At 52.6% G+C, this 23991-nt stretch carries 31 protein-coding genes, 1 tRNA gene and 1 riboswitch; of the genes, 12 read left to right on the top strand and 20 right to left on the bottom strand.

The features are described 5' to 3' along the window. Positions 1–36: 36 nt before the first annotated feature. Positions 37–297 carry a ParB N-terminal domain-containing protein gene (locus tag NBE99_RS01470; RefSeq protein WP_250682750.1) on the bottom strand — a complete coding sequence of 87 codons (261 nt, stop codon included), beginning with the start codon at positions 295–297 and terminating at the stop codon, positions 37–39. Between the two features lie 145 nt (positions 298–442). Between NBE99_RS01470 and NBE99_RS01475 the strand changes: the two genes are divergently transcribed. Next, complete coding sequence (locus tag NBE99_RS01475; RefSeq protein WP_250682751.1) at positions 443–1777, top strand: alkaline phosphatase PhoX; 1335 nt, start codon at positions 443–445, stop codon at positions 1775–1777. A gap of 99 nt (positions 1778–1876) precedes the next feature. On the opposite strand, the gene NBE99_RS01480 is transcribed toward NBE99_RS01475, so the two are convergent. The 6 genes from NBE99_RS01480 to NBE99_RS01505 all read right to left on the bottom strand — a co-directional run bounded on the left by NBE99_RS01480 (position 1877) and on the right by NBE99_RS01505 (position 5812). Further along, positions 1877–2320, bottom strand: coding sequence for a DUF4278 domain-containing protein (locus tag NBE99_RS01480; protein WP_250682752.1), 444 nt, complete (start codon positions 2318–2320; stop codon positions 1877–1879). Between the two features lie 39 nt (positions 2321–2359). Beyond that, positions 2360–2472: riboswitch (Glutamine riboswitch) on the bottom strand. Positions 2473–2646: 174 nt separating this feature from the next. Further along, the gene (rpmA, locus tag NBE99_RS01485) at positions 2647–2910 is read right to left on the bottom strand and encodes a 50S ribosomal protein L27 (protein ID WP_250682753.1); all 264 of its coding nucleotides are present in this window, start codon (positions 2908–2910) and stop codon (positions 2647–2649) included. A gap of 1 nt (position 2911) precedes the next feature. Further along, on the bottom strand, positions 2912–3247 hold the full coding sequence (rplU, locus tag NBE99_RS01490; protein ID WP_250682754.1) for a 50S ribosomal protein L21: 336 nt from the start codon (positions 3245–3247) through the stop codon (positions 2912–2914). 118 nt (positions 3248–3365) lie between these two features. Beyond that, positions 3366–3764 (bottom strand): FHA domain-containing protein, encoded by a 399-nt coding sequence (locus NBE99_RS01495; RefSeq protein ID WP_250682755.1) that lies wholly within the window; start codon positions 3762–3764, stop codon positions 3366–3368. A 63-nt stretch (positions 3765–3827) separates the two neighbouring features. Further along, on the bottom strand, positions 3828–4274 hold the full coding sequence (locus NBE99_RS01500; protein WP_149820677.1) for an Rrf2 family transcriptional regulator: 447 nt from the start codon (positions 4272–4274) through the stop codon (positions 3828–3830). Continuing rightward, complete coding sequence (locus tag NBE99_RS01505; protein ID WP_250682756.1) at positions 4271–5812, bottom strand: SagB/ThcOx family dehydrogenase; 1542 nt, start codon at positions 5810–5812, stop codon at positions 4271–4273. The genes NBE99_RS01500 and NBE99_RS01505 overlap by 4 nt, the downstream gene beginning before the upstream one ends. A 98-nt stretch (positions 5813–5910) precedes the next feature. Here NBE99_RS01505 and NBE99_RS01510 point away from each other — a divergent pair, with 98 nt between their 5' ends. Next, entirely contained in the window at positions 5911–6462 is a 552-nt protein-coding gene (locus NBE99_RS01510) for a pentapeptide repeat-containing protein (protein WP_250682757.1), read from the top strand. Here NBE99_RS01510 and cbiE read toward each other — a convergent pair. Both cbiE and NBE99_RS01520 read right to left on the bottom strand, forming a co-directional pair. Continuing rightward, a complete protein-coding gene (gene cbiE / locus NBE99_RS01515) occupies positions 6453–7700 on the bottom strand; it encodes a precorrin-6y C5,15-methyltransferase (decarboxylating) subunit CbiE (protein WP_250682758.1) in 1248 nt (415 codons plus the stop codon). The two genes, NBE99_RS01510 and cbiE, sit on opposite strands and share 10 nt — an antisense overlap. Next, entirely contained in the window at positions 7697–8311 is a 615-nt protein-coding gene (locus NBE99_RS01520; protein WP_250682759.1) for a cobalt-precorrin-8X methylmutase, read from the bottom strand. Before NBE99_RS01520 ends, cbiE begins: the two co-directional genes overlap by 4 nt. 36 nt (positions 8312–8347) lie before the next feature. On the opposite strand from NBE99_RS01520, the gene NBE99_RS01525 reads away from it, so the two are divergent. Then, a tRNA-Ser gene (locus NBE99_RS01525) sits at positions 8348–8432 on the top strand. A 146-nt stretch (positions 8433–8578) separates the two neighbouring features. Further along, the gene (locus NBE99_RS01530; protein ID WP_250682760.1) at positions 8579–8875 is read left to right on the top strand and encodes a hypothetical protein; all 297 of its coding nucleotides are present in this window, start codon (positions 8579–8581) and stop codon (positions 8873–8875) included. Here NBE99_RS01530 and murQ read toward each other — a convergent pair. After that, on the bottom strand, positions 8872–9798 hold the full coding sequence (murQ, locus tag NBE99_RS01535; RefSeq protein WP_250682761.1) for an N-acetylmuramic acid 6-phosphate etherase: 927 nt from the start codon (positions 9796–9798) through the stop codon (positions 8872–8874). The genes NBE99_RS01530 and murQ overlap by 4 nt on opposite strands. Beyond that, positions 9795–10364, bottom strand: a complete 570-nt coding sequence (locus NBE99_RS01540) for a glyoxalase-like domain protein (protein WP_250682762.1) — start codon at positions 10362–10364, stop codon at positions 9795–9797. The genes murQ and NBE99_RS01540 overlap by 4 nt, the downstream gene beginning before the upstream one ends. Positions 10365–10769: 405 nt before the next feature. Here NBE99_RS01540 and NBE99_RS01545 point away from each other — a divergent pair, with 405 nt between their 5' ends. Next, entirely contained in the window at positions 10770–11261 is a 492-nt protein-coding gene (locus NBE99_RS01545) for a phosphatase PAP2 family protein (protein WP_250682763.1), read from the top strand. A gap of 37 nt (positions 11262–11298) precedes the next feature. Here the strand turns inward: NBE99_RS01545 and pdhA are convergent, their stop codons facing one another. From pdhA to NBE99_RS01560, 3 genes are all read right to left on the bottom strand, one after another. Further along, a complete protein-coding gene (pdhA, locus tag NBE99_RS01550) occupies positions 11299–12327 on the bottom strand; it encodes a pyruvate dehydrogenase (acetyl-transferring) E1 component subunit alpha (RefSeq protein ID WP_250682764.1) in 1029 nt (342 codons plus the stop codon). A gap of 109 nt (positions 12328–12436) precedes the next feature. After that, complete coding sequence (locus NBE99_RS01555) at positions 12437–12913, bottom strand: DUF1877 family protein (protein WP_250682765.1); 477 nt, start codon at positions 12911–12913, stop codon at positions 12437–12439. A gap of 38 nt (positions 12914–12951) precedes the next feature. Then, a complete protein-coding gene (locus tag NBE99_RS01560) occupies positions 12952–13284 on the bottom strand; it encodes a DUF565 domain-containing protein (RefSeq protein WP_250682766.1) in 333 nt (110 codons plus the stop codon). A 57-nt stretch (positions 13285–13341) separates the two neighbouring features. Between NBE99_RS01560 and NBE99_RS01565 the strand changes: the two genes are divergently transcribed. Next, complete coding sequence (locus tag NBE99_RS01565) at positions 13342–14301, top strand: alpha-E domain-containing protein (protein ID WP_250682767.1); 960 nt, start codon at positions 13342–13344, stop codon at positions 14299–14301. A 56-nt stretch (positions 14302–14357) separates the two neighbouring features. Here NBE99_RS01565 and NBE99_RS01570 read toward each other — a convergent pair whose 3' ends face one another. Next, the gene (locus NBE99_RS01570; RefSeq protein WP_250682768.1) at positions 14358–14996 is read right to left on the bottom strand and encodes an ATP synthase F0 subunit B; all 639 of its coding nucleotides are present in this window, start codon (positions 14994–14996) and stop codon (positions 14358–14360) included. Further along, positions 14951–15457, bottom strand: coding sequence for a pantetheine-phosphate adenylyltransferase (gene coaD, locus NBE99_RS01575; protein ID WP_250682769.1), 507 nt, complete (start codon positions 15455–15457; stop codon positions 14951–14953). Before coaD ends, NBE99_RS01570 begins: the two co-directional genes overlap by 46 nt. Positions 15458–16120: 663 nt before the next feature. Between coaD and NBE99_RS01580 the strand changes: the two genes are divergently transcribed. After that, positions 16121–16813, top strand: a complete 693-nt coding sequence (locus tag NBE99_RS01580; protein ID WP_250682770.1) for a hypothetical protein — start codon at positions 16121–16123, stop codon at positions 16811–16813. Between the two features lie 18 nt (positions 16814–16831). Here the strand turns inward: NBE99_RS01580 and NBE99_RS01585 are convergent, their stop codons facing one another. Then, a complete protein-coding gene (locus tag NBE99_RS01585; RefSeq protein ID WP_250682771.1) occupies positions 16832–17563 on the bottom strand; it encodes a hypothetical protein in 732 nt (243 codons plus the stop codon). Positions 17564–17640: 77 nt separating this feature from the next. On the opposite strand from NBE99_RS01585, the gene NBE99_RS01590 reads away from it, so the two are divergent. Then, entirely contained in the window at positions 17641–18321 is a 681-nt protein-coding gene (locus tag NBE99_RS01590; protein WP_250682772.1) for a response regulator transcription factor, read from the top strand. A gap of 1 nt (position 18322) precedes the next feature. On the opposite strand, the gene NBE99_RS01595 is transcribed toward NBE99_RS01590, so the two are convergent. After that, the gene (locus NBE99_RS01595) at positions 18323–19231 is read right to left on the bottom strand and encodes a ChaN family lipoprotein (protein ID WP_250682773.1); all 909 of its coding nucleotides are present in this window, start codon (positions 19229–19231) and stop codon (positions 18323–18325) included. Between the two features lie 113 nt (positions 19232–19344). Between NBE99_RS01595 and NBE99_RS01600 the strand changes: the two genes are divergently transcribed. The 3 genes from NBE99_RS01600 to NBE99_RS01610 all read left to right on the top strand — a co-directional run bounded on the left by NBE99_RS01600 (position 19345) and on the right by NBE99_RS01610 (position 21622). Next, complete coding sequence (locus NBE99_RS01600; RefSeq protein ID WP_250682774.1) at positions 19345–20604, top strand: bifunctional oligoribonuclease/PAP phosphatase NrnA; 1260 nt, start codon at positions 19345–19347, stop codon at positions 20602–20604. Positions 20605–20638: 34 nt separating this feature from the next. Continuing rightward, positions 20639–21157 (top strand): phosphohistidine phosphatase SixA, encoded by a 519-nt coding sequence (gene sixA / locus NBE99_RS01605; protein WP_250682775.1) that lies wholly within the window; start codon positions 20639–20641, stop codon positions 21155–21157. A 90-nt stretch (positions 21158–21247) separates the two neighbouring features. Continuing rightward, the gene (locus NBE99_RS01610) at positions 21248–21622 is read left to right on the top strand and encodes a hypothetical protein (RefSeq protein ID WP_250682776.1); all 375 of its coding nucleotides are present in this window, start codon (positions 21248–21250) and stop codon (positions 21620–21622) included. Here NBE99_RS01610 and NBE99_RS01615 read toward each other — a convergent pair. Continuing rightward, positions 21591–22007: a nuclear transport factor 2 family protein gene (locus tag NBE99_RS01615; protein WP_250682777.1), complete on the bottom strand. Its 417-nt coding sequence runs from the start codon at positions 22005–22007 to the stop codon at positions 21591–21593. The two genes, NBE99_RS01610 and NBE99_RS01615, sit on opposite strands and share 32 nt — an antisense overlap. Positions 22008–22086: 79 nt before the next feature. After that, positions 22087–22584 (bottom strand): orange carotenoid protein N-terminal domain-containing protein, encoded by a 498-nt coding sequence (locus tag NBE99_RS01620; protein WP_250682778.1) that lies wholly within the window; start codon positions 22582–22584, stop codon positions 22087–22089. 303 nt (positions 22585–22887) lie between these two features. On the opposite strand from NBE99_RS01620, the gene NBE99_RS01625 reads away from it, so the two are divergent. Continuing rightward, positions 22888–23985: a glycosyl transferase gene (locus NBE99_RS01625; RefSeq protein WP_250682779.1), complete on the top strand. Its 1098-nt coding sequence runs from the start codon at positions 22888–22890 to the stop codon at positions 23983–23985. The last annotated feature ends 6 nt before the right edge of the window (positions 23986–23991 follow it).

Genomic DNA, 23991 nt, shown 5'->3' on the forward strand with positions numbered 1-23991 from the left:
GTAGAATCCCACACTAGGGGGAATCTGACAAGATGCCTAGGCAAGATGCAGCTTCAGGACTGAGCGGGGTGCCCGACGAACCCGCGCCCGAATTGTTGGCAGTCCGAGGCGTTGGCAAGCTTCGTAGCGATGGCATCCCGAAAAGCCATAGTATTGCCCTTCGACCTCAAGGACATCAATGGGTTCCTGCTGACCAATCTCGGCAATGGAAGCCATCAACGCTTCGACTTTGGCCGGATCCGTTTGCCGAATCAGGGGACGACGAATAGCATTGAGGGGCAAATCGATAACTCGCATTGACTTATCCGAACTCGTTATGACTTTATTTTAGCAAGCAATCTACAATCGGCAACAAAACTCCCTTGAATAACTTCCTAGATTTGCAGTAAGACAATAGGGGTCGGCTTTTAGCCGTCGGTTGTGGAGTTTAAATGTTTTTTTTATGGGTTTGCAACGTCGTCGCTTCCTCACCCTTGCCGCCGCCGGTATGGGGGCAGCACTTTTTCCCCAAGGATTACAGCTTCTGTATCAGCGGGCAGCCCAAGGTGAACCGCTGACCACACGCGGATTTGGCCCTTTGGTCAAGGATCCCAATGGCCTGTTGGATTTGCCGGCAGGCTTTCAGTATCGAGTCTTCTCAAAGCTGGGCGATCGCCTGAGTGATGGTACCCCCGTCCCAACGCTCCACGATGGCATGGCCGCCTTCCCCGGCCCGGACGGTACAACCATTCTGGTGCGCAACCATGAAATGTACCCCGGACTCCCCCGTGCCTTTCAAGGGGTGGTGGCTCCCAAGGACCGGATGTATGACCCCCTCGCCCCCGGTGGCACCACCACACTCGTGGTGAGCAAAGATCGGCAACTTCTCAAGCATTACGTTTCTTTGGCGGGTACCTCTCGCAATTGTGGTGGCGGCAAAACCCTTTGGGGCAGTTGGATTAGCTGCGAAGAAACGATTTCCACGCCCGAACATCCTGCCAACCGAGGCCCAGTGCAAAAACGCCACGGCTACAACTTTGAAGTACCGATCAGTGCCCAAGGGCCAGTGACGCCAGTTCCCCTCAAGGCAATGGGGCGCTTTCAACATGAGGCGATCGCCATCGACCCGAAAACGAATATCGTCTATCAAACGGAGGATCGCGGCGATAGTCTCTTTTATCGCTTTATTCCCAAGGAACCCACCAACCTTGCCGCCGGCGGCCAACTCCAAGCCCTGAAAATCAAACGCTACCCGAAGATCAACACCGGCCAAGATTTTCCCCTGCGCAAACCCTTCGAGGTGGAATGGGTGACTATCACCCAGCCTGACCCCCCCCTAGATACCGTGCGCTACGAAGGCTATGACAAAGGGGCAGCCCAATTTGTACGCGGTGAAGGCCTCTGCTACCACAATGGCGAATTCTATTTTGCCGCCACCAGCGGCGGTGAAAAACGATTAGGTCAAATCTGGCGATACCGCCCCGGCAGTACCTCAGCGGATGGTGGCACGATTGAGCTATTTGTCGAGTCCCCCGGCAAAGAGGTTCTTGACTATCCGGATAATTTGACAATGGCACCTTGGGGAGACCTAATTTGCTGCGAAGATGGCGAAGATGCTGTGAATCGTCTAGTAGGGGTCACCCCCGAAGGAGAGCTATACACCTTTGCCCGAAATGCCCTCAATGATCAGGAGCTGGCAGGAGTTTGTTTCTCAGCCGACGGCCAAACCATGTTTGTCAATCTCTACCATCCGGGGATGACGTTTGCCATTTGGGGACCTTGGGATCGGCGGGGTTAATGCCCAAAGCAAAAGGGAGCCAAGAATCACCTGACTCCCTCTTTATTTTCCTACTGACTCAACTCAACAGTTCAACCCATTGTCATTGTCACTTCTGCCTTAACTCAGCGCCACATGGGAGCGATCGTAGGTGGCACCAAAGACGGGGTTCACTTTCCCTTGGATTTGGTTCCAGTAGTGGGCTGCTGTCACCGGCATGCCGATTGCTTCTGCCATCCGGGCAAGGAGGGTTTGCTCACGGCTTTTAATCATCACATGATGTGCCATCGCCAGGGAGCGAGCCATTTCGTTAACCGTTGCCGTCATGGGCACAGAAGCCACATTATCGGCTAAGCGAGCAGCGGGAACACCGGCGGGTTGTTTACCTTTTTGATACTTGACGCCACGATAGGTCATGATTTTTAAGGATTCTTCCGGTGGATTTGTCGGAGCCGCCACCCGATAGGTGCTACCGCGATACTTGGCCACGACATCCGTTGCTTGGGTGTTGATCGCTGGAGGAACGTAGTTGTATTGAACGCCACGATAAGTGAGAGTAGTCATAGCTTTCGCCCCATTTTTATTACAAGGTGGACTGGTTGAGGCGCGTTCCTTCGGGATCTGTTTCCCTACTTCCGTCCCTCGCGAAGGTACAACGCTGACAATTAAACTCGCTCTGAAAAGCGTTTACTGATGTCCTGCGAGAGATGAACGATTCATTTCTGTATCTAATTTAACAATTTCTCGACCTTAAAGCAAGCTGTTCATAGAAATTTACAATACTCGGGGCAACACTTCCTTAGGAGGGTCATGGGCTAAGACAACAAAAAAGGCCAACCCAGAGGATTGACCCCATTGCTTGATTTTTGAACGTTTATCAGGGAACGGTTTTAACCCTCGGCTAGGGGATACACACTCACGCGCTTGCGATTTTTGCCATAGCGCTCAAAGGTGACCACACCCGCGATCATTGCAAAAAGGGTGTCGTCACTGCCGCGACCGACATTCGCCCCAGGGTGAAACTTTGTTCCCCGCTGCCGCACCAGAATGTGACCTGCTTTAACCACTTCACCCCCAAAGCGCTTGACCCCCAGACGCTGGGCATTAGAGTCGCGCCCGTTGCGGGTACTACCGGTTCCTTTCTTGTGTGCCATGTTAACCTCCTAGGGATTCACCGTTGAGACGAATCTCGTTGATCATGATGCGGGTGAGTTCTTGACGATGGCCTTGTTTTTTGCGCGTTTTCTTTTTCGGGCGCATTTTATAAACAATCACCTTGGGGCCGCGACGATGCTCCATCACGGTACCACTGACAACGGCACCACTGACGTAGGGCTGACCTACGTGGACTTGGCTATCGGTTTGCACCAACAGCACCCGTTCTAGATCAATAGTGGCCTCTGGCTCAACGGGGAGCCGCTCCACATCGTAAAAGCGTCCGGCTTCGACGCGCAGCTGCTTGCCACCGGTTTCAATGATTGCGTATGCCATAGAAACTGAAAAACTCCTTGCCGTGCAGGTGAGGGCATCCGCGCCTCTTGGAAAACCTGTTCCGCGCAAACTCAACAATTTTCCATCATAAAATTTGTACCCTGTGGCTGTCAAATCCCTAACCAATCCAAGGCAGACTGCCTGTGGAACGTTTGCTCAATTTGCGGCATGCGTCGGCGGCAATCTCCTTAAACATGTCGGGATAGTAAAAAACAATGAGGGTGGTGCCGACACAAATGACATCTTCATGGTGGAGAAGGGTGCTGTGCTGAATGGGAACGCCATTGACGAGGGTGCCATTACGGCTGTGGTAATCACTAATGAAGTAAAGAGGCTGTCCCTTACAGAGAAAGGCATTGATCACGGCATGCACCCGCGAGACATAGGCATCTTTGAGCAGAATACTGCAATCAAGTTGCCGGCCAATGGTCCACTGGCGATCGGGACTGAGGATGACTTCCCGCTTTGGACACCCCCGCTCGCGAATGATCAGCCATGCTTTGTGAGACGTTGGCACTGGCACCTTCAGTCTCCCACTCTGATGGGATGCCCTCAGCTTAGATCACAGATTGACAGATTTTCAGATCACAAAGGTTGCCCCATCCCCTTGAGCAGCTTGCCAACTGCGGGCATCAAAGTATAAATCTTCAAGGGAAATACTGGCCAAGGCATCCTGAAGTTTTTGATGCAGACGTTGCCAGAGGCTCAGGGTCACCCAATCTGCTGTACTGTCTTCTGGTTGGGGGGGGTGCAAAAACAGGGGGGTGGGGGATTCACCGACGGCGGTGAGGATATCGCGCAGGGAAATGGCCGCCGGGGGACGGGCAAGTTGATAGCCCCCATAAACACCTCGGAGCGATCGCACTAAACCGGCGCGGCGCAATTCAATCAGTAGCTTTTCAAGATAGGGCGCAGGAATCTTCTGCCGTTCGGCAATGGCACGCACAGAGGCTGGCCCGTAGTTGGGTAATAGACTCAAGTCCAATAGGGCTTTGATACTGTAGTGACCACGGGTGGTGAGGGTCATGCTGCTTTGCCAACAGTGGTGATATAGAGAACCGCTTCTTCGGGAGGAATACCTAGGAGATCGTTGACCTGATCATCAAAGAAGCCGCCAATGCCACTCACCCCCAGTCCCAAGGCGGTGGCCGCTAAATTCAGCCGCTGGCCGAGGTGGCCGGCATCCATGTGGAGGTAGCGATAAGCCCGTTCGCCATAGCGAGCGATCGCCCGCTCTAGATTGGCGGTATGGAAAATCACCACGGCGGCATCGCGACCGAGGTCTTGATTGAGGCACAGGAAATGCAACTGCTCTTGAAAGTTCTTGAAGCGAATCTGGCGTAGCTCATGCTCAGCCACGGCATAGTAGTAGCACCCCTCCTCGAGATCCCTGACCCGTGTCACGGCAATAAAGGTTTCCACTAGCGTTGGGTCAAAGAAACTGGGGGCTTCGTCCAAGCCTTGATCGCGATAGTCCTGAGGATGGTAGGTAAAGGTGAGCAGGGCGGCCAGTTGATCAATCTCCATCCCTTGGCCACTGTACCGGCGGGTGGAGCGCCGCTGGAGGATGGTTTGTTGGAGAGCAGCTAGATTGGCTTCCCAGTGAATGATGGTTTTGCTGAGACTCACCCGCAGCCCAAAGGGAAAGTTGTATTTACTGGCGGGCGGTGCAGCCGGCTCCTTAGCACGGGAGCTTGGGGTCTCTTCAACTTTGGGCATGCCGTAGACAATGTCACTGTTGGTGAGGGCACTGGCACGATGGCAGGCCTTGAGTAACTCACCACTGGCGATCGCCCCATAGTCATAGCAGGTGGGAGAGGGCAACACCGAGGAAAACGTGGATAAGTTTTCGCCCACTTCTAGCAAATTGGCAAGGGCAGCCACCGCCAAGACTCCCTCCTGCTCTGAGTCAAGGTAGAGCAGCTCATTCATTTGGGCATCGACAAAGCCACCAATGAAGTGGGCACGAAAGTCATGGATATTGGCGGCCAGTTCCACGTTGCCCAACAGGTGCCCGATATCGAGACAAATGCGACGATAGGCGCGATCGCCATAACGCCAAGCGGAACGATAAAAAACCGCTGTGACAATCAGAGCCATATGGGTTGCCTCAAGGGCAGGATGCCACAAACACGCTGCCTGCAACGCTGACCAAGAATAGCTTTGCCACACCTGCACAAGGGCATGGTCTTTGACTTGGTAGTTGTAAATGCCTGCGGGAATCACTGTATCGTTACGGCTCAGTAGATAGACCTCTGCGGGATACAGTCCCCCTGCTGAAGGCGCTGCTCGCATGTAGAAGGGTTGATCGGGATAGGGAACAACGCCGGTAATGCCATAGGTACAGTACAACAGCCGTGAGAGTCGCTGCCAGTAGGGGTGGATAGCCCCTTCCTCTGCTTCTAAGAAGGGCTTCAGGGAAAAGACTTGGCCAAAGGGATAGGTTTTGAAGGGACTGGGCTGACGGCTAAAATCCAGTGGGGCAGCCTGTTGAGCTAAGGTCTCAGGGGCGTACTTGGTGCGTTCGTGGTAGTGCTGTGCCAAGGAAAGCGGTTGAAACCCCATTGTGGTGCCTCACCAAGTTAAGAAACCATTAAGTAATATGAACTTCTGCAATAAATTCCCCTACAGTCAAAAAAGCTTAAGTAGAAATACCTACAACAGTGAAACGCTCTTTTACCATTATGGCGAAATTCAACCCAGAGGAGCTACTCGAAGCCTATGCAGCGGGGGAACGGGATTTTCGCGGCAGGGATCTAACGGGTCTGAGCCTCTTTGATGCCAACCTCAGTGATGCCGATTTCAGTGAGAGTAATTTGGAAAATGCCTATTTGCCCTATTGCCAGTTGAATCGAATTCAGGCGACTGCTACGAATCTGCGCCACAGTGAACTGGGGGATGCTCAGTTGTATCAAGCCAACCTTGCAGCAGCAGATCTCGAAGGCGCCAGCCTTGTACGGGCAAATCTGCGCACGGCCAACTTGGAACGGGCAAATCTAAAGGGTGCCAATCTTCAGGGAGCCGATCTGCGCTATGCCAATTTGCGACAGGCCAACCTCCAAGGGGCAAATCTGCAACAGGCCAATTTAGAACAGGCAGATTTAACAGAGGCTCAGGTGCAGCGGTGCAATTTTTTTCGAGCAACGGGGGTTGATCTGTCAGCGGCGGTGTGGGATCGCACGACTATCTATCCCGATGGCTATTTTTATCCCTGAGTCAGCGTGATCAGGGTGACAGGATTGAGGGGATGGAGGCGGTGGCCTTGGCCAAGGGGGACGGAGCGGCTAATTTGCACGTGCAGCAGGTGCGGGCTGATCTGATGGGTCTGACACCACTGGAGAACTTGGCCTTGGTGTTCAAGGGTGGCGATCGCCAGAACTATCCGCCCATGGGGCCGCAAGTGCGACCAGCAATATTCCAGATTCGCTAGTAACTGGGCACCGCTGCCGCCGATAAAGACGCGATCCGGTTGCGGCAAGCCACTGAGGATCTGCGGCGCTTCCCCTTGGATCGGAATGAGATTGGTGACACCAAAAACCTCGCGGTTCCGTTGGATCAACTGAAAGCCAATGGCGGTTTTCTCGATCGCATAGACAGTGGCTTGGGGGGCAAGGCGGGCAATTTCCACGGCCACACTCCCGGTGCCGGCACCCACATCCCAAACGGTTTCTACAGTGCTGGTGAGGGCTAATTCTGCCAAAGCCAATACCCGTACTTCCCGCTTCGTCATCAAGCTGGGGCGATCGCCAAACGTGAAAAACTGATCATCCCCTAGGCCAAGAACGGGCTGTTCCCTAGGGGGTAGGCGCTGGGGTTGACGCAGGAGCACCACCAAATTCAGCGGATGTACCGGCGGCAGCGTTGTCACTGGTTGGGCTAAGTCCCATGGGAGAATGGCTTCGTCTTCACTACCCAAAGCCTGACACACCCACGCCTGATAGGACACAGGCAGTTGCAACGCTTGGTATAAGCGGCTAATGGCAGCAATATTGGCCTCGCTATCGGTATAGATGGCAATTTTCTCCACCCCCCGCTGCAACAGGGGCACGAGGCCTGCCAGATCCCGTCCGTGGGCACTGCAGATTACGGCGTCCTGCCAAGGGAGCTTCAGGCGACTAAAGGCCAACTGCACCGCACTGAGGTGGGGATGGAAGGTCAACTGTTCAGGGGCAAAGACTTCAAGCAGCCAGCGTCCCAATCCATAAAACAGAGGATCGCCACTGGTGAGAATGACCACTTGGGGGTTGGGGGTTGTTTCCAAGTGCTTTTGAATCGCCTTGAAACTGGCGTTAAAGTCCCGTAGAGACAGGCGGGGAGTCCCTCCTTGGGGAATCAATTGGAGATGGCGATCGCTCCCCACCAAGAGCGTCGCTGAATGGATAATCTCCTGAACCGTTGCCCCCAACCCTGCCAGTCCCTCTAGGCCAATACCCACCACATGAATCGGGGTCACACTGGCTCCTCGCTATAGGCCAACTCCAGTAGGGCATTCACAATCGCCGCCGCCACAGGAGATCCCCCTTTGCGCCCGGCAACCCGAATTTGGGGCACGGGCAGTTGAGCAAGAGCCGCCTTTGACTCCACGACATTGACAAAGCCAACGGGGACACCAATCACCCCTGCCGGAGGCACGCGGGTTTCTTGCAGACAGTTGCACAGGGCAAGGAGTGCCGTTGGTGCATTCCCAACCACAAACAGGGCATAGGGCCATTGTTGCCAAGCGCGGATCATCCCTGCTTCGCTGCGGGTTTGACCGGGAGCGGTGTGGCTGCCATCGTCGAGGGCAGTGATAATCGGGTTTTGAAAGGTGCGGCTGGCCATCGTTTGAATGCCGACACTGACCATTGCCACATCGGTGATAATCGGAACCTTGGAACGTAGCGCTTGGGTCATGTGGGCGATCGCCCCCGGCAAAATCTCCAGTAGGTTCTTAAACTCAAAATCTGCCGTGCTATGGATAATTCGCCGCAAAATCGCATAGCTTGGGGCGTCAAAATGGTGAGCGCCGATCTCGCGATCGATGATGGCAAAACTGGCTTGGGCAATTGGATGCAGCAGAGACACAGGACTTCTGGTAGGATAGTAGAACTGCCTAAACTTGGAGAGATGGCCGAGTGGTCGAAGGCGCAGCACTGGAAATGCTGTGTGGGGCAACTCACCGAGGGTTCGAATCCCTCTCTCTCCGTTCCTATTGCCCTATTCTCACCACAGAGGGCACCCTTTGTCATGCCTAGAAGACAATTAGCCGGACTAAAATAGAGAACAACAGACTATTCCCAACGCAGTTAGGGGTTCTGAATCTTGAATTGTTGCCCCGTTTGAGGATTTTTTATGCGTTTCTCCTCAATTTCCCTAGTGCTACTTGCCAGTGCCCTAGCCCCTTTACCTGCCCTTGCAAACTCTGCGGCCATTGGTACGATTCAGGTTAGCCCAGATCTGCGATCAGCACTACAGTCGGCTCCCGATCCTGCGGCAAACCCCAATGCCGTCCAACCTGCGAGCAATATGGCAGAGATTGAAAACAGCCTAGAGATTTCGCCTGTGCCTACTCGCCCGGATCCAAAGGTGTACAGGCAGTTTGAGGAACCCCGCAACAATCGGGGGTTGGGCTTTAAGGTCGGAATTTAGGCGCCTGTCGCAGCAGTTTTAGCGGCGTGGAGTTGGCCATTGTGTTGATCCAGTAGGGCTTGAGCGGCAAGGGCGTCCAATCCTGTCCAGTGCATTAAGAGGGCACGCTTCACTTGATAACCACTGCGTTCAAGGAGATCTGCTGCCGCTGCGCGATCAATCCCTGTGAGATCAGTGAGAATCCGCAGGGCACGATCCAAAAGCTTACGGTTGGTGACGGCCACATCCACCATGCGGTTGCCATACACCTTGCCCAACTGCACCATCACCCCCGTGGAAATGATATTTAAGGCCATCTTTGTGGCAGTGCCCGCCTTCAAGCGAGTGGATCCAGCAAGGAGTTCTGGCCCAACCAGAAGGCGAATGTCAATGTCGGCAGCACACGGCACCTGTTCTGAGGGCACACAGGCCATAAAAACCGTCAGTGCTCCCACTGCTTGGGCGGCATCCAGTGCCCCATGCACATAGGGAGTGGTTCCCCCAGCGGTAATCCCAATCAGAACATCTTGAGCCGTGATCTGGCGATCGCGCACCACGGCTACGCCATCTTCGTAGCGATCCTCAAGGCCTTCAGAACTGCGGACAAGGGCAGCCTCACCACCCGCGAGAATGCCTTGGACTAAATCGGGAGGGGTACAAAATGTGGGCGGACATTCCGCAGCATCCAACACCCCCAAGCGACCACTGGTACCCGCCCCAATATAAAAGAGTCGTCCCCCTTGGCGGAGGCGGTCTGCGGTGGCAGTAATGGTTTGTGCCAGTGCTTCCCGTGCTTGGGCGATCGCCCGCAGCGTCTGGGCATCCTCCTGATTAAAGAGATCAACCAGTTCCAAAGGCGTTAGCTGATCTAAATGCTGACTGGCGGGATTAACCTGCTCCGTCAAGAGATAACCACGACTGGGAAGCGCCTCGAGATCCATCATGGCCGTGCCGAAATTTCTGCCATTTCAATCACGGTGCCGTCGTAGTCCTTGACTAGGAAATTCAGGGGGCGATCGCTCCGCATTTTGTAACGCAGTTGCCGCCGCTGGATGCGCAATAGCAACAGTTCCAAGCACTCGCGGTCAAAACAGACATGGCGCTGGCGGTTGCGTTCCCCTTTGCTGGCACCACTAATCACATGTAGCTGGGTATTCTTCTTGAGCTGGTACCACAGGCCATCACTAGGACTAGGACGCTTGGGACTGCTGTAGCTCAAGGCCGAGGGTAGATACAGCGGATCCATCGAGGCCACGCCAAGGGTTTGCTCATAGTTGTAGTAGTAGTGCAGCGGCACATCAGCAATGGGTAACTTCAACTCCTGCTCGTAGAACTGCCGAGCATGCTCCAAATCCGAGACCATGATGGTATAGACCTTGGGGGCACTGGACAAAAAGAGCCACATTGCCCCTGCATAGCCCATCAGCAGCATGATCATAATCCCTTGGGTGGAGAATACCCCCTCCCAGAGACCGCCCAGCCAAGCAAACAACAGAGGAGTCAACAACATGCCAATGTTCTAGGGAAAGCTCCTTTCATTCTAGTCATTATCGTAGTCAACAGACCCCGCAACAGTTTATTCACTCCTCACAAGATATTGCTAGCACTGCTTGACCTTGGCTTAGGAATAGCCCCTCCATTTTCCAAGATTACTAGAACCTTTTGCCCCGTAGGCCTGCAATTTAGACGCTAGGGTATAATTGCTTAACCTGAAAATAATGTTTTCTTAAACACACTTTGCCCTAGACCATAGTTTTGAGTCATGCCCCTCAAAGCATTGCGACAGGCCAGTGCTGCACCACAGTTCTCTCCGAAAGTACAAGGCAAACTGGTTTGGGTGTGTTGCTGCTTCCTAGGAATTTGTTCTTTAGTGTTCAGTGGCGTTAGCCAGCAGTAGGATGTTTCCCTATCCACAGTGATCCGCAACACTCTTCCAAGTGAGCTTGTCCCACTGGCAAAGTTATCTTATTTTTCGGGTAATGCTCCTGTTGCTGGCACCTTCGTCTTTCTTTCGCTGGTGATTTTGGGGAAACAGCGGCGCTGGCGTGAAATGAAGGTCATGGCTTTCTCGACATTATTTATCTTGATTCTTATTGATCGGGTGTTTAAACCGTTCTTTGATGTCGCTCGACCCGATAATCCACTGGTATTGCACTTGAGCGGGCATAGTTTTCCCAGTGGGCACGCAGCAGGAAATCTTCTGCTGTACTTTCTATGGAGCTATTTCCTCTCCAAGAACCAGCCAGCGCTAAGGGGATTGACCTATGGCATCGCGATCGCCCTAATGGGTTTAATGGGCATCAGTTCTGTGTATGTGGGTGCCCACTGGGTGAGCGATGTATTGGCGGGATACTGTGTTGGCTATGCCGTTTACCTGCTTGCCGCCGCCTCCCTAGAGCGTCGCTAACGCTATCCCTCTGCTTTTGGGCGTGCGCTCCTGCGAGTTATTCATCGGCAAAAACATAGTCATAGAGTTCTTCGGGTCGGGGTTCAGGACTGGCCTCCGCAAACTCAACCGCATCCTCAACAATGGCTTGCACCTTTTGCTCAATGGCTCGCAGGTCTTCAGCAGTGGCTAGCTCCTGCTCCACAAGGTAAGCTCCCAGTTTCTTAATGGGATCTCGCTTTAGCCAAAATTCTTTCTCTTCTCTGGAGCGCAGTTCATCGGGATCGGCAAGGGAGTGCCCGCGGAAACGGTAGGTTAAAGCCTCAATGAGAGTTGGGCCTTCGCCAGCACGGGCACGGGCGATCGCGGCCTCGGCAACGGTACGTACCGCCAATACATCCATGCCATCCACTTCTTCACCCACCATGCCAAAGACCTTGGCCTTCTTGTAGATTTCAGTATCAGAGCTAGCACGCTCATGGGCCATCCCGATCGCCCACTTGTTGTTTTCGACCACAAACAGGATGGGTAATTTCCAGAGAGCGGCCATATTTAGGCACTCAAAGAACTGGCCATTATTGCTAGCACCATCACCAAAGAAACAAGCCGTCACTTGATCGGCCTTGGCATCCCCCATGACTTGACGGCGGTACATGGTCTGAAAAGCCGCTCCTGTGGCCACAGGAATCCCCTCAGCCACAAAGGCAAAGCCGCCCAGAAAGTTATGCTTTGCTGAAAAGAGGTGCATCGAGCCACCCCGCCCCTTGCTACACCCTGTTGCCTTACCAAAGAGTTCAGCCATCACTTCACGGGCAGGAACACCGGCACTCAGGGCATGAACGTGATCGCGATAGGTACTGCACACGTAATCATCGGGACGCATGGCCTTGATCACACCCGTAGAAACCGCCTCTTGGCCATTGTAGAGGTGCACAAAGCCAAACATCCGCCCTCGGTAGTACATTTCGGCACACTTATCCTCAAACGTGCGCCCCAGTACCATGTCCTCATAGAGCATTAACCCCTGTTCACGGGTAATCGTGGTTTGGGGAATTGACAAAGAGGGCAGACTACGCTCTTGAACCATAGCAGGCAGTGATCAACCTAGGGTAAACGCTGTGCCAACAGACCAAACCGCCATTGGCATCCCCTTATTGTACTCAATTCTGCCCAGTAATATAGATGCTGTTTTTCGTCTAACCAAAATAAATCAGTACCCCTGCTCCTTGCTGCTGCACGTTTGCTAAAAAGTCCCGAACATCGCAATAGGCTTGCCACAGCATTCCCCAGGGTTCTTGGTCGCTGCTCATCCAAATAGAGGAGGGATAGACGTGAGCCGCAGCCATTGCCTCAGGATCAAAGCGTTGGGCTAGGGCTGTTTCAGTAACCGATTGCAGGGCTTGATGCCAAGCGTCCACCTGCTGATGACTGAGGAAACGTGGCGTACCGTTAACCATCTCCCCACTAGTCATTTCTATCCCCCCTTTGAGGAGGTAGCACCAAGGTTCATCACCCCCATCAACAGTGCCTGTGAGCAGCCAATGCAGACCATGCCACTCCACCTCTAGGATGCAACTGGGAAGCTCTCCCTCTTCGGCAGCGGCGATCAGCGCTTCTAGATCCTCTGGCGGTTCGTTTTCAGCAACAGGTATTAAAATGGCGGCAAGACTCATGAGCGGTATTCCCGGAAATTGAACGCGGGGGTTGGCAACTAACTCCCCAAAAGAAAGGCAACGAGGAACAGGCCATAGAGCAAACCAAACTTGAGGGCATTGAGAATTTCGCCAAAGAGCGTTTGCCGCAGTTTCCAGCGATCGCTATAGAACAAGGCACTGATCACTTCAGCAATGATTGCCACAATGCTCGAGGCAACAATATCGAGGTAGGCTAGCTGGCCAGCACTGGAGGCAATTGCCAAGCCCAAGAACACTCCAAAAAGAAGCGCAATGGTCAGGGTGGCGAGCCGTCGCCACGGATTTTTCAATTGCTCCTGAATCCCAGAGCCTAAACGATCAAGCAGGGTATTTAGCCGAGTTTGCTGCATATGTGCAGGGCGGGAAAAGGTTGCTAAAGTGGGCACAGAGGGAATGCTTGCCAGTATATGCTAAGTCGTGTTGCCGATGCGGTCTATTGGTTAAATCGCTACATTGAGCGGGCGGAGAACATTGCCCGTTTTGTGGATGTCAATTTGAATATGCTGCTGGATTTACCCACGAGCGTGTCGAGTCAGTGGGATCCATTAGTGTTGACAACGGGCGATCTGGCGTTTTTTCAGGAGCACTATGGCACGGCTACCGCTGAGAATGTGATTCAGTTCCTCACATTTGATACGACATACCCCAACTCCATCATCTCCTGTCTGCGAGCAGCGCGGGACAATGCCACGTCAATTCGTGAGGTCATTTCTTCAGAAATGTGGCAGCAGGTGAATGCCTTCTATACGATGGTGCGTGAGGCTGCCCAAGCCCCTGATCAAGTGGAGATTGCTAGCTTTTTGGAACGGGTCAAACAGGCCAGTCACCTCTTTGCGGGGGTGATGGATAGTACGATGAGCCACAATGAAGCGTGGCACTTTGGTCAAATGGGACGGCTCTTAGAGCGCGCAGATAAAACGTCACGGATTCTCGATGTGAAATACTATCTGCTGTTGCCCTCGGTGGAGGATGTGGGCACGCCGATTGATGAGTTGGGGTGGATTGCGCTCCTGAAGTCGGCCAGTGCCTATGAAATGTACCGCAAACGGGGTTCGCATCGGATTACGCCCGCAGGGGTGGCCGAGTTTTTGATTCTCGATGCGGAGTTTCCGCGCGCCATTCGCTTTTGTCTGTTGCAGGTGGAAAAGTCCCTCTATAAGATTACTGGTACTCCGTTGGGGAGTTGGCATCAGCCGGTGGAACGCCAACTGGGACGCCTGCGATCGCAACTGGACTATTTGACAATTGATGAAATTATTAGTCAAGGCATGCACGAGTTCCTCGATCACTTGCAGCAGCAAATGAATGAAGTGGATACGCAAATTTTCCAAACCTTCTTTACCCTAGAGCCTCAAAAAGCCCGCTAGAGAGATGATTTTGACCCAACCTGCTGGTCTCCCTCTGCTCCGGTGATGTGCGATCCCTAGGGTTGACGCTGGGCTTGGTGCTGCTTGAGGTATTGGCGACCATTTTGAATCACCGCCAACATTTCCTTGAATTGGCGTTCCATTTCTGCAAGGGTGCGATCGGCATAGGCATCGGCTTCCTGTTGCCGTTCCTGACACTCTTGGCGGGTCACTTGGCGCAGATGAGCCAGTTCTTTTTCCGTGTTTTGCCGTAGCAGATTCATCTCCTCAATCGCCCGCTGGCGCATAAATTCCACCTCTTGCTGCACCTGTTGGCGAATTTTTTGTGCCTCTAGCTCTGCCTGCTGCCGAATGCGCAATTCATCGGCAATTTGGGCAGCGCGCTGCTCTGCGGCACGCAGGATGTCTTGGGCACGCTGTTGCGCCTGTTTAATGATCTCATCGCGCTGATTGAGAATCCGCTGAGCGGTCATGACGGATTCAGGAATCGCCTGTTCAATCTGAGCCAGCTGGTTGAGGACTTGCTCTTCATCAATAAGTTTGCGTCCCGTCAGGGGAATCTTCGTTCCTTCGAGAATCACCAGTTCTTCCAGCTTTTGTAGTTGTTGCAGCAGTTGCAGCGATGCCAAAGGAACATCAGGGGTTTCGTTTACTCCAGTGGTGGTTGAGATGTGATCGGTGTTTGGGTAAAGCATGCTTCTAAATCCTTTGCAACAGTGGCTGGTACTAGATGACGAACATTACCGCCAAATCGGGCAATTTCTTTTACTAAGCTACTACTTAAGAAACTATACTCATTGGACGTGGTGAGGAAGACAGTCTCAATCTCTGGCGAGAGGCTTTTATTGGTGTGGGACATCTGTAGCTCGTACTCAAAGTCGGACAACACCCGCAGGCCCCGCAGGAGAACCGTTGCCCGTTGCGATCGCGCGTACTCAACCGTCAGGCCATCAAAGGTATCCACCCGCACATTTTTTAAGTGAACGGTAGCCGCTTGTACTTGTTTGATCCGTTGGCTGACGCTAAAGAGGGCTTTTTTCTGGGGGTTGTGGGCGATCGCCACAATCACTTCACTAAAGAGACGAGCACCACGCTCAATAATGTCCAAGTGCCCCAAGGTAATGGGATCAAAACTTCCCGGATAGACAGCCAGCATAGACAACTCAATAAGACAGTTAACGGCGAATGCCTAAAACATCATCCCTGATTTCTAGGCACAGTGCATGCCCTGCCTTACATGGGCAAACAACGGGCGATCGCCAAAAAATATTAATGATCCCCACCCCTCTGCCACAATGAGGCTGTCGTTCCACACACAGCTTAATACTAAGAACTATAACTGAGTATAAAGAAAACAAATCATTATTACATTAGTATTGACACTAACTGTAGTCTTGGATACTGATATGCAGGCTGAATATGAACTCAGGTAAAGACTTTCTTAAATTTTGTAGTGTCACATAGCGGTTCTGTTACAGAACGGTGACTCAAAAACTGTTTGTATCAATCAATACTTGACGATCTCAGATCCCAGCCTTTATAAAGGAGATATAGTTTTATACAAACGCAGTTAGGGTTCTCTTGAAGTTAAAGGCAGTCAATTTACCTGTAAACCTAGCTTCTAAAGTGATTTGGTGTTTCCCTGATGATAAGGATTAACTGTTTGAATAACTATTTGGCTATAAATACGCAGCTTACTAACGAGTCAATTTGTTAAAAAATTATTAACCCTTCTTCATTCACCATCAGCCGATAGCCTTTGAAGTCCACCTTTGCTTGTCTTAGTGTGTTCTCGTTCTGGCCTTTAGGGAGGTGCCATATGAATATTTCGCCAGTCAGTCGCTATTATCTGCGGCGCTTGGTGGCCGAGCATCCCGCCATTCAGTCTTATGTGAGTCGTGATCATCACGCAGGGGGAATTGAGGAAGAATACCTAGAGCGTTACATCAATTTAGATCATTTAACCTATCCACAACTCAATCAATTAGAATTTCTCATTGAGTTACATCAAAAAATAAAAGTTAACGAGCCGCATCAAACCCAGCAACTGCAACACATTGAGCAGAGAATTTTTGATCTCATGGGTCTTGAACTCCCTGTCTCCTACAATGCAGTGGCAGAGTTGATGTCTTTCTTTAGCGGGTTGGCTAAGACAGAACAGAGACCCCCTGTTTCTTCCTCGAACCATGAAGCCACAACCCTTGCTGATTACTACGAATACTGTCGGCGAATCACGGAAGTGGCGGTGCGCTACCTTGGCAAGATGATTGTCACCAACTATTGGTTATTGACACGGCCTCGTGAGAGCTGGCTAGCGCAAATTCAAGTGGAAAAGTTCCACAACCGCGACTTTACGCCCCACGATCAACTGCTCACCAACCATGAAGCAGAAACCCTGCAACGGTGGATTCATGATTTCATTCAGCATTGTTGTCGCGTGCTGCCAACCCTTCCCCGTCTCCTCTTGGCTGCAGGGGTGCCTTCCCACCTGCTTTACGATCTGGTTCGTTGACGCCTGAATGGGGGTGATCTATTGCCGAAAGAGTTCAAAGGGTTCTAAAAGGGTTTGCAGTAGGGGTGTTAGCTTCTTGCTTAGCTCTTGAGAATGACTATAAATGAGGCGCTGGCGACTGGGAATTTCAATGGGCAGAGGTGCTCGCTGGTCGGGATGCTCCTGCTGAATGATAAGTATTTGATTGCGGCGTTTACTCGCAAGGGCATAGCCGAGTTCGAGGGCAACCATTGGGGACAAATGTTCATTCCCGCTCCCATCTGCAATAAAGAGCAGTGAGCGACGCAATTGGGTGATGAATGGACTTTCAAGGCGCAGGGGAGCACTGGCTGAGCGTGGGCTTTCTACGAGTTCCAAGGCTAAGCGACTGGGAGTGTGGTTGATAAAGTCTTTGAGGGCGGTGCGAATCTCGTCGCTACTGGGGCTATCGGCTCCACTGAAAAAGAGGGTTGGTTCCAAGTAACTCAGGCGATCGCTCTTGATGAAGTAGATTTCGTGGCTGAGAACATCAATGTTGGCGATCGTATAGCTGCCGCTGCCCTCAATGTAAAATTCCACGGTTTCCCCAAGGCGATAGCGTTGAAACCACTCCGAACGCTGAACTGTTTCTAAGTCATCGAGAAAATCTGCCCGCAATGCCGTTTTCAGCAAGCTACTTTTGTTGAGGCGTAGATCGTGGGGGCGTTGCTCGATGTGTTCGAGGGGTTCATACTGCGGTAGGTACCATGCCCGCAGCGCAATAATTGCCATTAAAACATTCCACGCAGATACTGCCAATAATAGTAAACCATGAGTAGATTGGGTTCTACAGGAGTAGGAGAGATGCAATGACAGCAAAATTATTGCTGGTGGATGATGAGCCGGGGGTGCGCGAGGCGGTAACGGCCTATTTAGAAGACAGTGGCTTTGAAGTGACAGCAGTCGCCAATGGTCAAGCAGCTCTGGAGTACCTAGAAACCAATGTGCCTGACCTGATTATTACGGATATTATGATGCCGCAAATGGATGGCTATGCCTTTTTGGAGACAGTGCGCCAACAGCCCCACCTCAACCATATTCCCGTTATCTTCCTCACAGCGCGGGGCATGAAGCGCGATCGCATCCAAGGCTATGATGCCGGCTGTGATGCTTACCTAGCCAAACCCTTTGACCCCGATGAACTGGTGGCCATTATTAAAAATTTGCTGCGGCGCCAAGCGGCTGCCCGTGATGACGCAGAACCCAATCTGGCCAATCTAGCCCAACAAATTGCCGAACTGCGGGCAATGCTCGTCCAACAGGGCAAACGTACCCCCGCTGCCCCAACCATTCAGCTGGATCTCACGCCCCGCGAAGCGAGTGTCCTGGAACTGGTGGTCAAGGGTCTGATGAATAAAGAAATTGCCAGTCAACTGAATACCAGTGTCCGCAATATTGAAAAGTACGTGAGTCGCCTCTTTGTGAAAACCGGTACCAGTAGCCGTACAGAACTCGTGCGCTTTGCCCTTGAACATGGCTTAGCGGATTAAGTTAGTGAGAGGGATCATTTTGCCAGAACCAGTCGGCAATGCGGGGTTTGGCTTTTTCCGTTGCTGTCGGGTTGAGGAGAATGATGGCTTGGCGGAGGTTGGGGGAGAGTCGTCGCTGTACCCGCTGGGGAATGCCATCGCCAAAATAAACATGACCCCGCCCGGTCAGCACCACAATCAGGCGATCGGGATGCTGCTGATGATGGTGGGCAATGACTTTGGCCATGGTTTCATCCCAAAGCACTTGGGCTTGGTAAAAAAAGTCAAAATTGAGACTATGGCTCATGCCCTGATGGGCAGCAACGAAAATCTCCTTCAGGCGATCGCGATAGGCGGTGTTGCTCAAATCAATGTCCGTTAGGGGCGGAATATAGCGCAAATCGTCTTCCCCTAAGCTCGCTAGACCTTGGCGCGCCACTTGGCGGGTGACTTCGGTGGGCGTATTCAGGGCAATCAGGGGAATCCGCTGCTCCTTGGCAAAGCGAAAAATGGGGGCATAGAACGACCATGGGAAGCCCCAGCGCTGGGCATATTGCGTTTGCTCCAGCAGTTCCATCTCCGTGATCTCGCCGGCAATGTAGGCATCAAGGGCGCTTTGAAAGGGACGCTGAATCATTTCGAGGGCGATCGCGAGGGGACGCCCCCGCCGCTGCAATTCCTGCAAAATCAACAGTTGTGCCTGATGATCAGCAGTGCTGTCATGGGTTTCACCCAAGTAGAGGATGTGTTTCTGCTGCCACTCCTCGTAAGCTCGCTGCAAAGATACCCATTCGCTGCCTCGCCACACCTGCTGCGCTTTCGCGCTGTGGGTTCCCGCCACAAAGAGGGCGATCGCTAAAGTGAGGACTAAGGGCTGCCAAGCAGGGGACGATCGCCACTGGCGCAACCGCTGTCCAAGGGGGGATGCCAAACGATAAAATATCTGCCAAGATCGAGATAGAGTCGTTGACGATATGGTAACGACTGTTCTTTGCTCCGCGTTCCCCATTGGGTTTATCCCTGTCATCCAACGCTGAAACAACTATGCAATCCCCCTATCCAGTTGAACTCAGTGACTCTCTTACCAGTGACGTTAGTACCGCTCATCCTGAACTGAATGGTAACGCACTGGTGAAATCGGAGACGAAGACGACAGATTTGGTGAAGGCGGAAGTTCGCTTGAGTGACCCCCGTGCCGAAGCCCTGCGGCAGATGCTGGAACGCCATCGCGGTACGCGGCAGTTGATTATTCTCCAAGATTTTCCTGATCCCGATGCCCTCTCTTCGGCATGGACTTACAAACTGATCGCTGAGCAATTTGAGATTCAGTGCGATATTGCCTACGCCGGTGCCCTGAGTCATCAGGAAAACATTACCCTAGTGCGGCTGACGGGGATGCCTCTAGTTCGCTGGTCTGTGCAGGGAACCAAAAATAAAGATCAGCGGGATTGTACCTGTTACCAAGGCTATGTGCTGATTGACAACCAAGGCACCACCAGTCAATTGCTGCCCATGGTACAGGAGGCTGGCCTGCCGGCGATCGCCATCATTGATCACCACAGTCTTCAAGAATCTATTCAAGCCGAGTTTACAGACATTCGGCCGACCACCCGCGCCACAGCCACCATCTTTACCCAATACCTGCAAGCGGGTCTGCTCACCCTCGACAGTAGCAATCCGATTCATGTGAAATGTGCCACGGCTCTGATGCATGGGCTGCGCTCAGACACCGACTGCCTCAAACAAGCCAAAGAAGAAGACTTTCTGGCAGCCGCTTTCTTGAGTCGGTTCATTGACTATCAACTGCTGAATACCATTTTGCAGTCCCACCGCTCAAAGCAAGTGATGGATGTGATCGAGCGATCGCTGAAAAACCGCTCTATTCACAACAACTTCTCGATTTCCGGGGTGGGCTATATCCGCTACGAAGACCGCGATGCCATTCCCCAAGCCGCAGATTTCCTCGTCACCGAAGAGAACGTCCACACCGCCGTGGTCTATGGCCTTGTCCACGATGAAGATGAAGAGGTAGAACTGATTATCGGTTCACTGCGCACGACAAAAATTACCCTTGACCCCGACGAATTTATCAAAGAGGCCTTTGGTAAGGATCGCCAAGGACGCTTCTTTGGTGGGGGTCGCTCCCAAGCCGGTGGCTTTGAAATCCCCGTGGGCTTCTTGTCGGGTCTCAATGAAAATCCAGAATACGCTAAACTCAAGTGGAGCGTTTACGATACGCAGATTAAGCAGAAGCTCCTCCACCTCGTTAATCCGAAGAACAATGTCCTCCATGGTACGGAGTAAGGCACTGTTTGCAGTAATCAAGTTTTAGGTTTTTATGACGGAGCTAACAGTCTTTTTTTTCCGCCACGGGATCGCGGTTGAAGGGGAGGTATTTCAAGGCAGTGATGGCGATCGCCCCCTGACGGCCAAAGGGGAAAAGAAAACCCATCAGATTGCACGGCGGTTACTGGATTTGGGCATTGAGGCAGAACTGATTCTCTCCTCGCCACTAGTGCGAGCACGGCAAACGGCAGAAATTCTCCTTGAAGTGGGGGTTGCCCCTGATCTGATGATTTCTGACCTGTTGGCTCCGAGTGGCAGTTTGCAAGAATGGCTCCATTGGCTGAACCACTGGCGTCAAGACCATGAGGGTGCCCTGATTGCCGTGGGCCATGAGCCGAATCTCAGTCACTGGGCAGAACTCCTCATCTGTGGCAAAGCCCTGGGACACCTCCAGCTCAAGAAAGCTGGGATTATTGGCCTCAAGCTGCCCGAAACCGATCCCCTTGGTAATAGCCAACTCTTTTGGCTGACGCCCCCCAAGTTTTTGCTGAACAGCAGTGGCCTTGCTTGACTGCGACCCTTTATTCCCCTGAGCTACCTCTCTAACCCAAATCGTCCCAAAGCGACAAAATAGAAATACAGACTGCCATAGGACGGGAGCATGGATTCTGGGTCGGAAATTACTGCGCACTTACCGCCAGAGGTGCTGAATTGGCTGTATGCCTATCAGCGGGAGCATCAATTTGCCAGCCTTGAGGGCGCCATCGTTGATATTGTTTGCAAGTTTTATGCGCAAGGGAATCATTTACCGGAACGGGTGGCAGATCTAGAGCGACGGGTGAATGCCCTTAGCCGTGAGGTCATCCATCTGCGACAGCAATTGCCAGAAAACTACGATCGCCTGCGGGAACAGTTGGCAGCCGTGCGCTTGAGTCATTCAGGCATTCTTCACAATTTGCGCGATCGCGTGGAGGCTCTAGAAGCAGAAGTCTTTGCCCATCGCCCTAACGCTGTTGACGCAGAGGCTGATAGTTGAGGAGTTCCTCCAAGGTTGCCAGCAGATCCACGGTCACAAACGTGATTTGATCCTCGGTATTGAGACCAAATTGCCACGCCACGTTCACACTAAAGAGCGGCAGTTTGGCTTTGCCCACCAAGCGATAGCAGCGTTCATTGTCCTCTGTGCTCAGACATTCTCCTTTACGGGGTTCGACGCGCAGGCCCACGGCCTCAACGCTCAAATAGCGAGCGATCGCCCCCCGACCCACCACCGCCTCCTCAAAGGGCGGATAGAGCACTCCCTGCTCAGCAAACAGGGCTGCCACAGCCTCGTAGCGTTCGTCGTTGAGGGCAGCAAAATAGGCGGTTATGGTTGGCTCGTCAATGCCGAGAATGGGATTCTCTTGAACGAGAGGGGTCATGGTTTCATTTCCTCAGTGGTTTGTATCAAGACAAAAAAAGGGAGCGCATTGCCCCCTTGCGTAACCCATGGCATCTCAATTAGACAGCAAGCGGATCCACACCCATGGCGACAACCGCATTCCGCAGGACGGTAATTTGTTGACCAAAGTCAAGGGCTTTGATAGCTGCAAACACGCGATCAGCATCGCGGCTGAGGGTGTAACCGGGGGGAACGGGTACCACAAACCCTTGTTTCATCAATTCTGCCAGTTGGTACCAGAAGGCGAGCTTGGTGTTGGGGCTAAACACACCGTAGGCACGGGTGAGAGGGGTGTCCACATTGGCCACCAAGTCGCGCATGAATTGCAGTTGCTCATCAAAACTGAGGGCTTTGACCTGATTGAGCAGCCCTTCCGCCAGTTGTAGGCGAGCCGTACCGGGGGCGGCGGCTGTAATCGAACGACCCGTTTCAGTGTAGATGAACCACAGGAGTCCCAGTTTGTCATCCACACTCAGGCAGTTGAAGAGAGCAGTTACGTCTTGAACCGCTGTGGCCAGTGTCGAGGGATTGAAACGAGTATCGGTGGTGTAGGTCATATAGCTTCAGAGATGTTAAATGTCTAGCGTGTTGCTATGCTTATCTCTGCCTCCTAGTCAACAGTATGTTACATATCTTCATAAAAAGCAACACAATTTTATAAATATCGGTAATAAATCTATCTTATGACTCATTTGAATAGAATGAAATAAATCTATTATAGCCACCCAGAGCGAGACGGGTCTGATTTGAGTCATCTGTCCCCCGCCTGTTGCCACTTCTTCAGAAAAAAGCGGTTTGGCACACCCATCGAGAGTTGTTACAAATGTTAAGATTGCATCTGTTTTGGCAAGAACACGCCTGTGGCTCGACCAACCCTCTACGTGGCAATCACAAACCATGGCTTTGGCCATGTGGCGCGGACAACGGCACTCGTGAATGCCATTCGTCGCCAAGTGCCCGATCTCTTGCCGCTGATCGTGACGACGGCACCCTACTGGTTGTTGCAGGCAAACCTTGAAGGGGAGTTCATTCACCGTCCCCGTGCACTTGATCTGGGAGTGGTGCAGGCTGACAGTCTGCAAATGGATCTCGCCGCCACCCGTGCCAAGCTCTTGGAACTTCAGGCCGCAGCCCCTGAGTTGATCCGCGCCGAGGCGGACTTTATTCAACAAAATCGGGCGCAGTTAGTGTTGGCGGATATTCCCCCTTTAGCTGTGGCGATCGCCCACGCGGCCAGGGTGCCCTGCTGGATGGCTAGTAACTTTGGTTGGGACTTTATCTATCGCTCCTTTGGGGAGCCGTTTCTGGAGATTGCCGATTGGGTGAGTGATCTGTATAGCGGGTGCGATCGCTTGTTTCAATTGCCCTTTGCTGAACCGTTGCGCGCCTTTCCCCACAAGGAAGCGGTGGGCCTGACTGGTGCTGAACCGCGTTTTGAACCAGACGTGCTGCGTCAACGCCTCGGCCTGACTGTTCCCCGCGATCGCACAGTTCTTTTGACCTTTGGCGGCCTGAGTTTGCAAGCGATTCCCTACGAGACCCTTAAGGCGTTTCCCGATTGGCAGTTCCTTACGTTTGATAGCAGTGCCCCTGAGGACTTACCGAACCTACTGAAGCTCTGTGGCCGGCAATTGCGCCCTGTGGATGTGATGCCCCTGTGTGGCCGAATCATCTCCAAGCCCGGTTATGGCACCTATGCAGAAGCCTGTCGCTTGGGGGTACCGGTGGCAACCATTCGCCGCGATGATTTTGCCGAAGGCCCCGTTTTAGTGGCCGGCTTGCAGGCACATCATTACCATCAAATTCTCAGCCATGAAGAATTTTTTGGCGGCCATTGGGACTTTTTGCGAGCGGCACCTCAGCCTCCTTTAGACCCCACGCCTCTTGATCTCAATGGGAATTCTACGATCGCTGCCGCTGTTGCCTATTATTTGAATCAACACAATTACTATTCGTAGCAATCG

Origin of the sequence: Thermosynechococcus sp. HN-54 (genome assembly GCF_023650955.1) — a bacterium.
Classification (GTDB): domain Bacteria; phylum Cyanobacteriota; class Cyanobacteriia; order Thermosynechococcales; family Thermosynechococcaceae; genus Thermosynechococcus.

Bases quoted from the DNA above. Each gene is read 5' to 3' on its own strand.
- NBE99_RS01470 (WP_250682750.1), bottom strand. From the start codon at position 297: ATGCGAGTTATCGATTTGCCCCTCAATGCTATTCGTCGTCCCCTGATT.
- NBE99_RS01475 (WP_250682751.1), top strand. From the start codon at position 443: ATGGGTTTGCAACGTCGTCGCTTCCTCACCCTTGCCGCCGCCGGTATG.
- NBE99_RS01480 (WP_250682752.1), bottom strand. From the start codon at position 2,320: ATGACTACTCTCACTTATCGTGGCGTTCAATACAACTACGTTCCTCCA.
- rpmA (WP_250682753.1), bottom strand. From the start codon at position 2,910: ATGGCACACAAGAAAGGAACCGGTAGTACCCGCAACGGGCGCGACTCT.
- rplU (WP_250682754.1), bottom strand. From the start codon at position 3,247: ATGGCATACGCAATCATTGAAACCGGTGGCAAGCAGCTGCGCGTCGAA.
- NBE99_RS01500 (WP_149820677.1), bottom strand. From the start codon at position 4,274: ATGACCCTCACCACCCGTGGTCACTACAGTATCAAAGCCCTATTGGAC.
- NBE99_RS01505 (WP_250682756.1), bottom strand. From the start codon at position 5,812: ATGGGGTTTCAACCGCTTTCCTTGGCACAGCACTACCACGAACGCACC.
- NBE99_RS01530 (WP_250682760.1), top strand. From the start codon at position 8,579: ATGCGTTTCTCCTCAATTTCCCTAGTGCTACTTGCCAGTGCCCTAGCC.
- murQ (WP_250682761.1), bottom strand. From the start codon at position 9,798: ATGATGGATCTCGAGGCGCTTCCCAGTCGTGGTTATCTCTTGACGGAG.
- NBE99_RS01540 (WP_250682762.1), bottom strand. From the start codon at position 10,364: ATGTTGTTGACTCCTCTGTTGTTTGCTTGGCTGGGCGGTCTCTGGGAG.
- pdhA (WP_250682764.1), bottom strand. From the start codon at position 12,327: ATGGTTCAAGAGCGTAGTCTGCCCTCTTTGTCAATTCCCCAAACCACG.
- NBE99_RS01555 (WP_250682765.1), bottom strand. From the start codon at position 12,913: ATGAGTCTTGCCGCCATTTTAATACCTGTTGCTGAAAACGAACCGCCA.
- NBE99_RS01560 (WP_250682766.1), bottom strand. From the start codon at position 13,284: ATGCAGCAAACTCGGCTAAATACCCTGCTTGATCGTTTAGGCTCTGGG.
- NBE99_RS01565 (WP_250682767.1), top strand. From the start codon at position 13,342: ATGCTAAGTCGTGTTGCCGATGCGGTCTATTGGTTAAATCGCTACATT.
- NBE99_RS01570 (WP_250682768.1), bottom strand. From the start codon at position 14,996: ATGCTTTACCCAAACACCGATCACATCTCAACCACCACTGGAGTAAAC.
- coaD (WP_250682769.1), bottom strand. From the start codon at position 15,457: ATGCTGGCTGTCTATCCGGGAAGTTTTGATCCCATTACCTTGGGGCAC.
- NBE99_RS01580 (WP_250682770.1), top strand. From the start codon at position 16,121: ATGAATATTTCGCCAGTCAGTCGCTATTATCTGCGGCGCTTGGTGGCC.
- NBE99_RS01585 (WP_250682771.1), bottom strand. From the start codon at position 17,563: ATGGCAATTATTGCGCTGCGGGCATGGTACCTACCGCAGTATGAACCC.
- NBE99_RS01590 (WP_250682772.1), top strand. From the start codon at position 17,641: ATGACAGCAAAATTATTGCTGGTGGATGATGAGCCGGGGGTGCGCGAG.
- NBE99_RS01600 (WP_250682774.1), top strand. From the start codon at position 19,345: ATGCAATCCCCCTATCCAGTTGAACTCAGTGACTCTCTTACCAGTGAC.
- sixA (WP_250682775.1), top strand. From the start codon at position 20,639: ATGACGGAGCTAACAGTCTTTTTTTTCCGCCACGGGATCGCGGTTGAA.
- NBE99_RS01610 (WP_250682776.1), top strand. From the start codon at position 21,248: ATGGATTCTGGGTCGGAAATTACTGCGCACTTACCGCCAGAGGTGCTG.
- NBE99_RS01615 (WP_250682777.1), bottom strand. From the start codon at position 22,007: ATGACCCCTCTCGTTCAAGAGAATCCCATTCTCGGCATTGACGAGCCA.
- NBE99_RS01620 (WP_250682778.1), bottom strand. From the start codon at position 22,584: ATGACCTACACCACCGATACTCGTTTCAATCCCTCGACACTGGCCACA.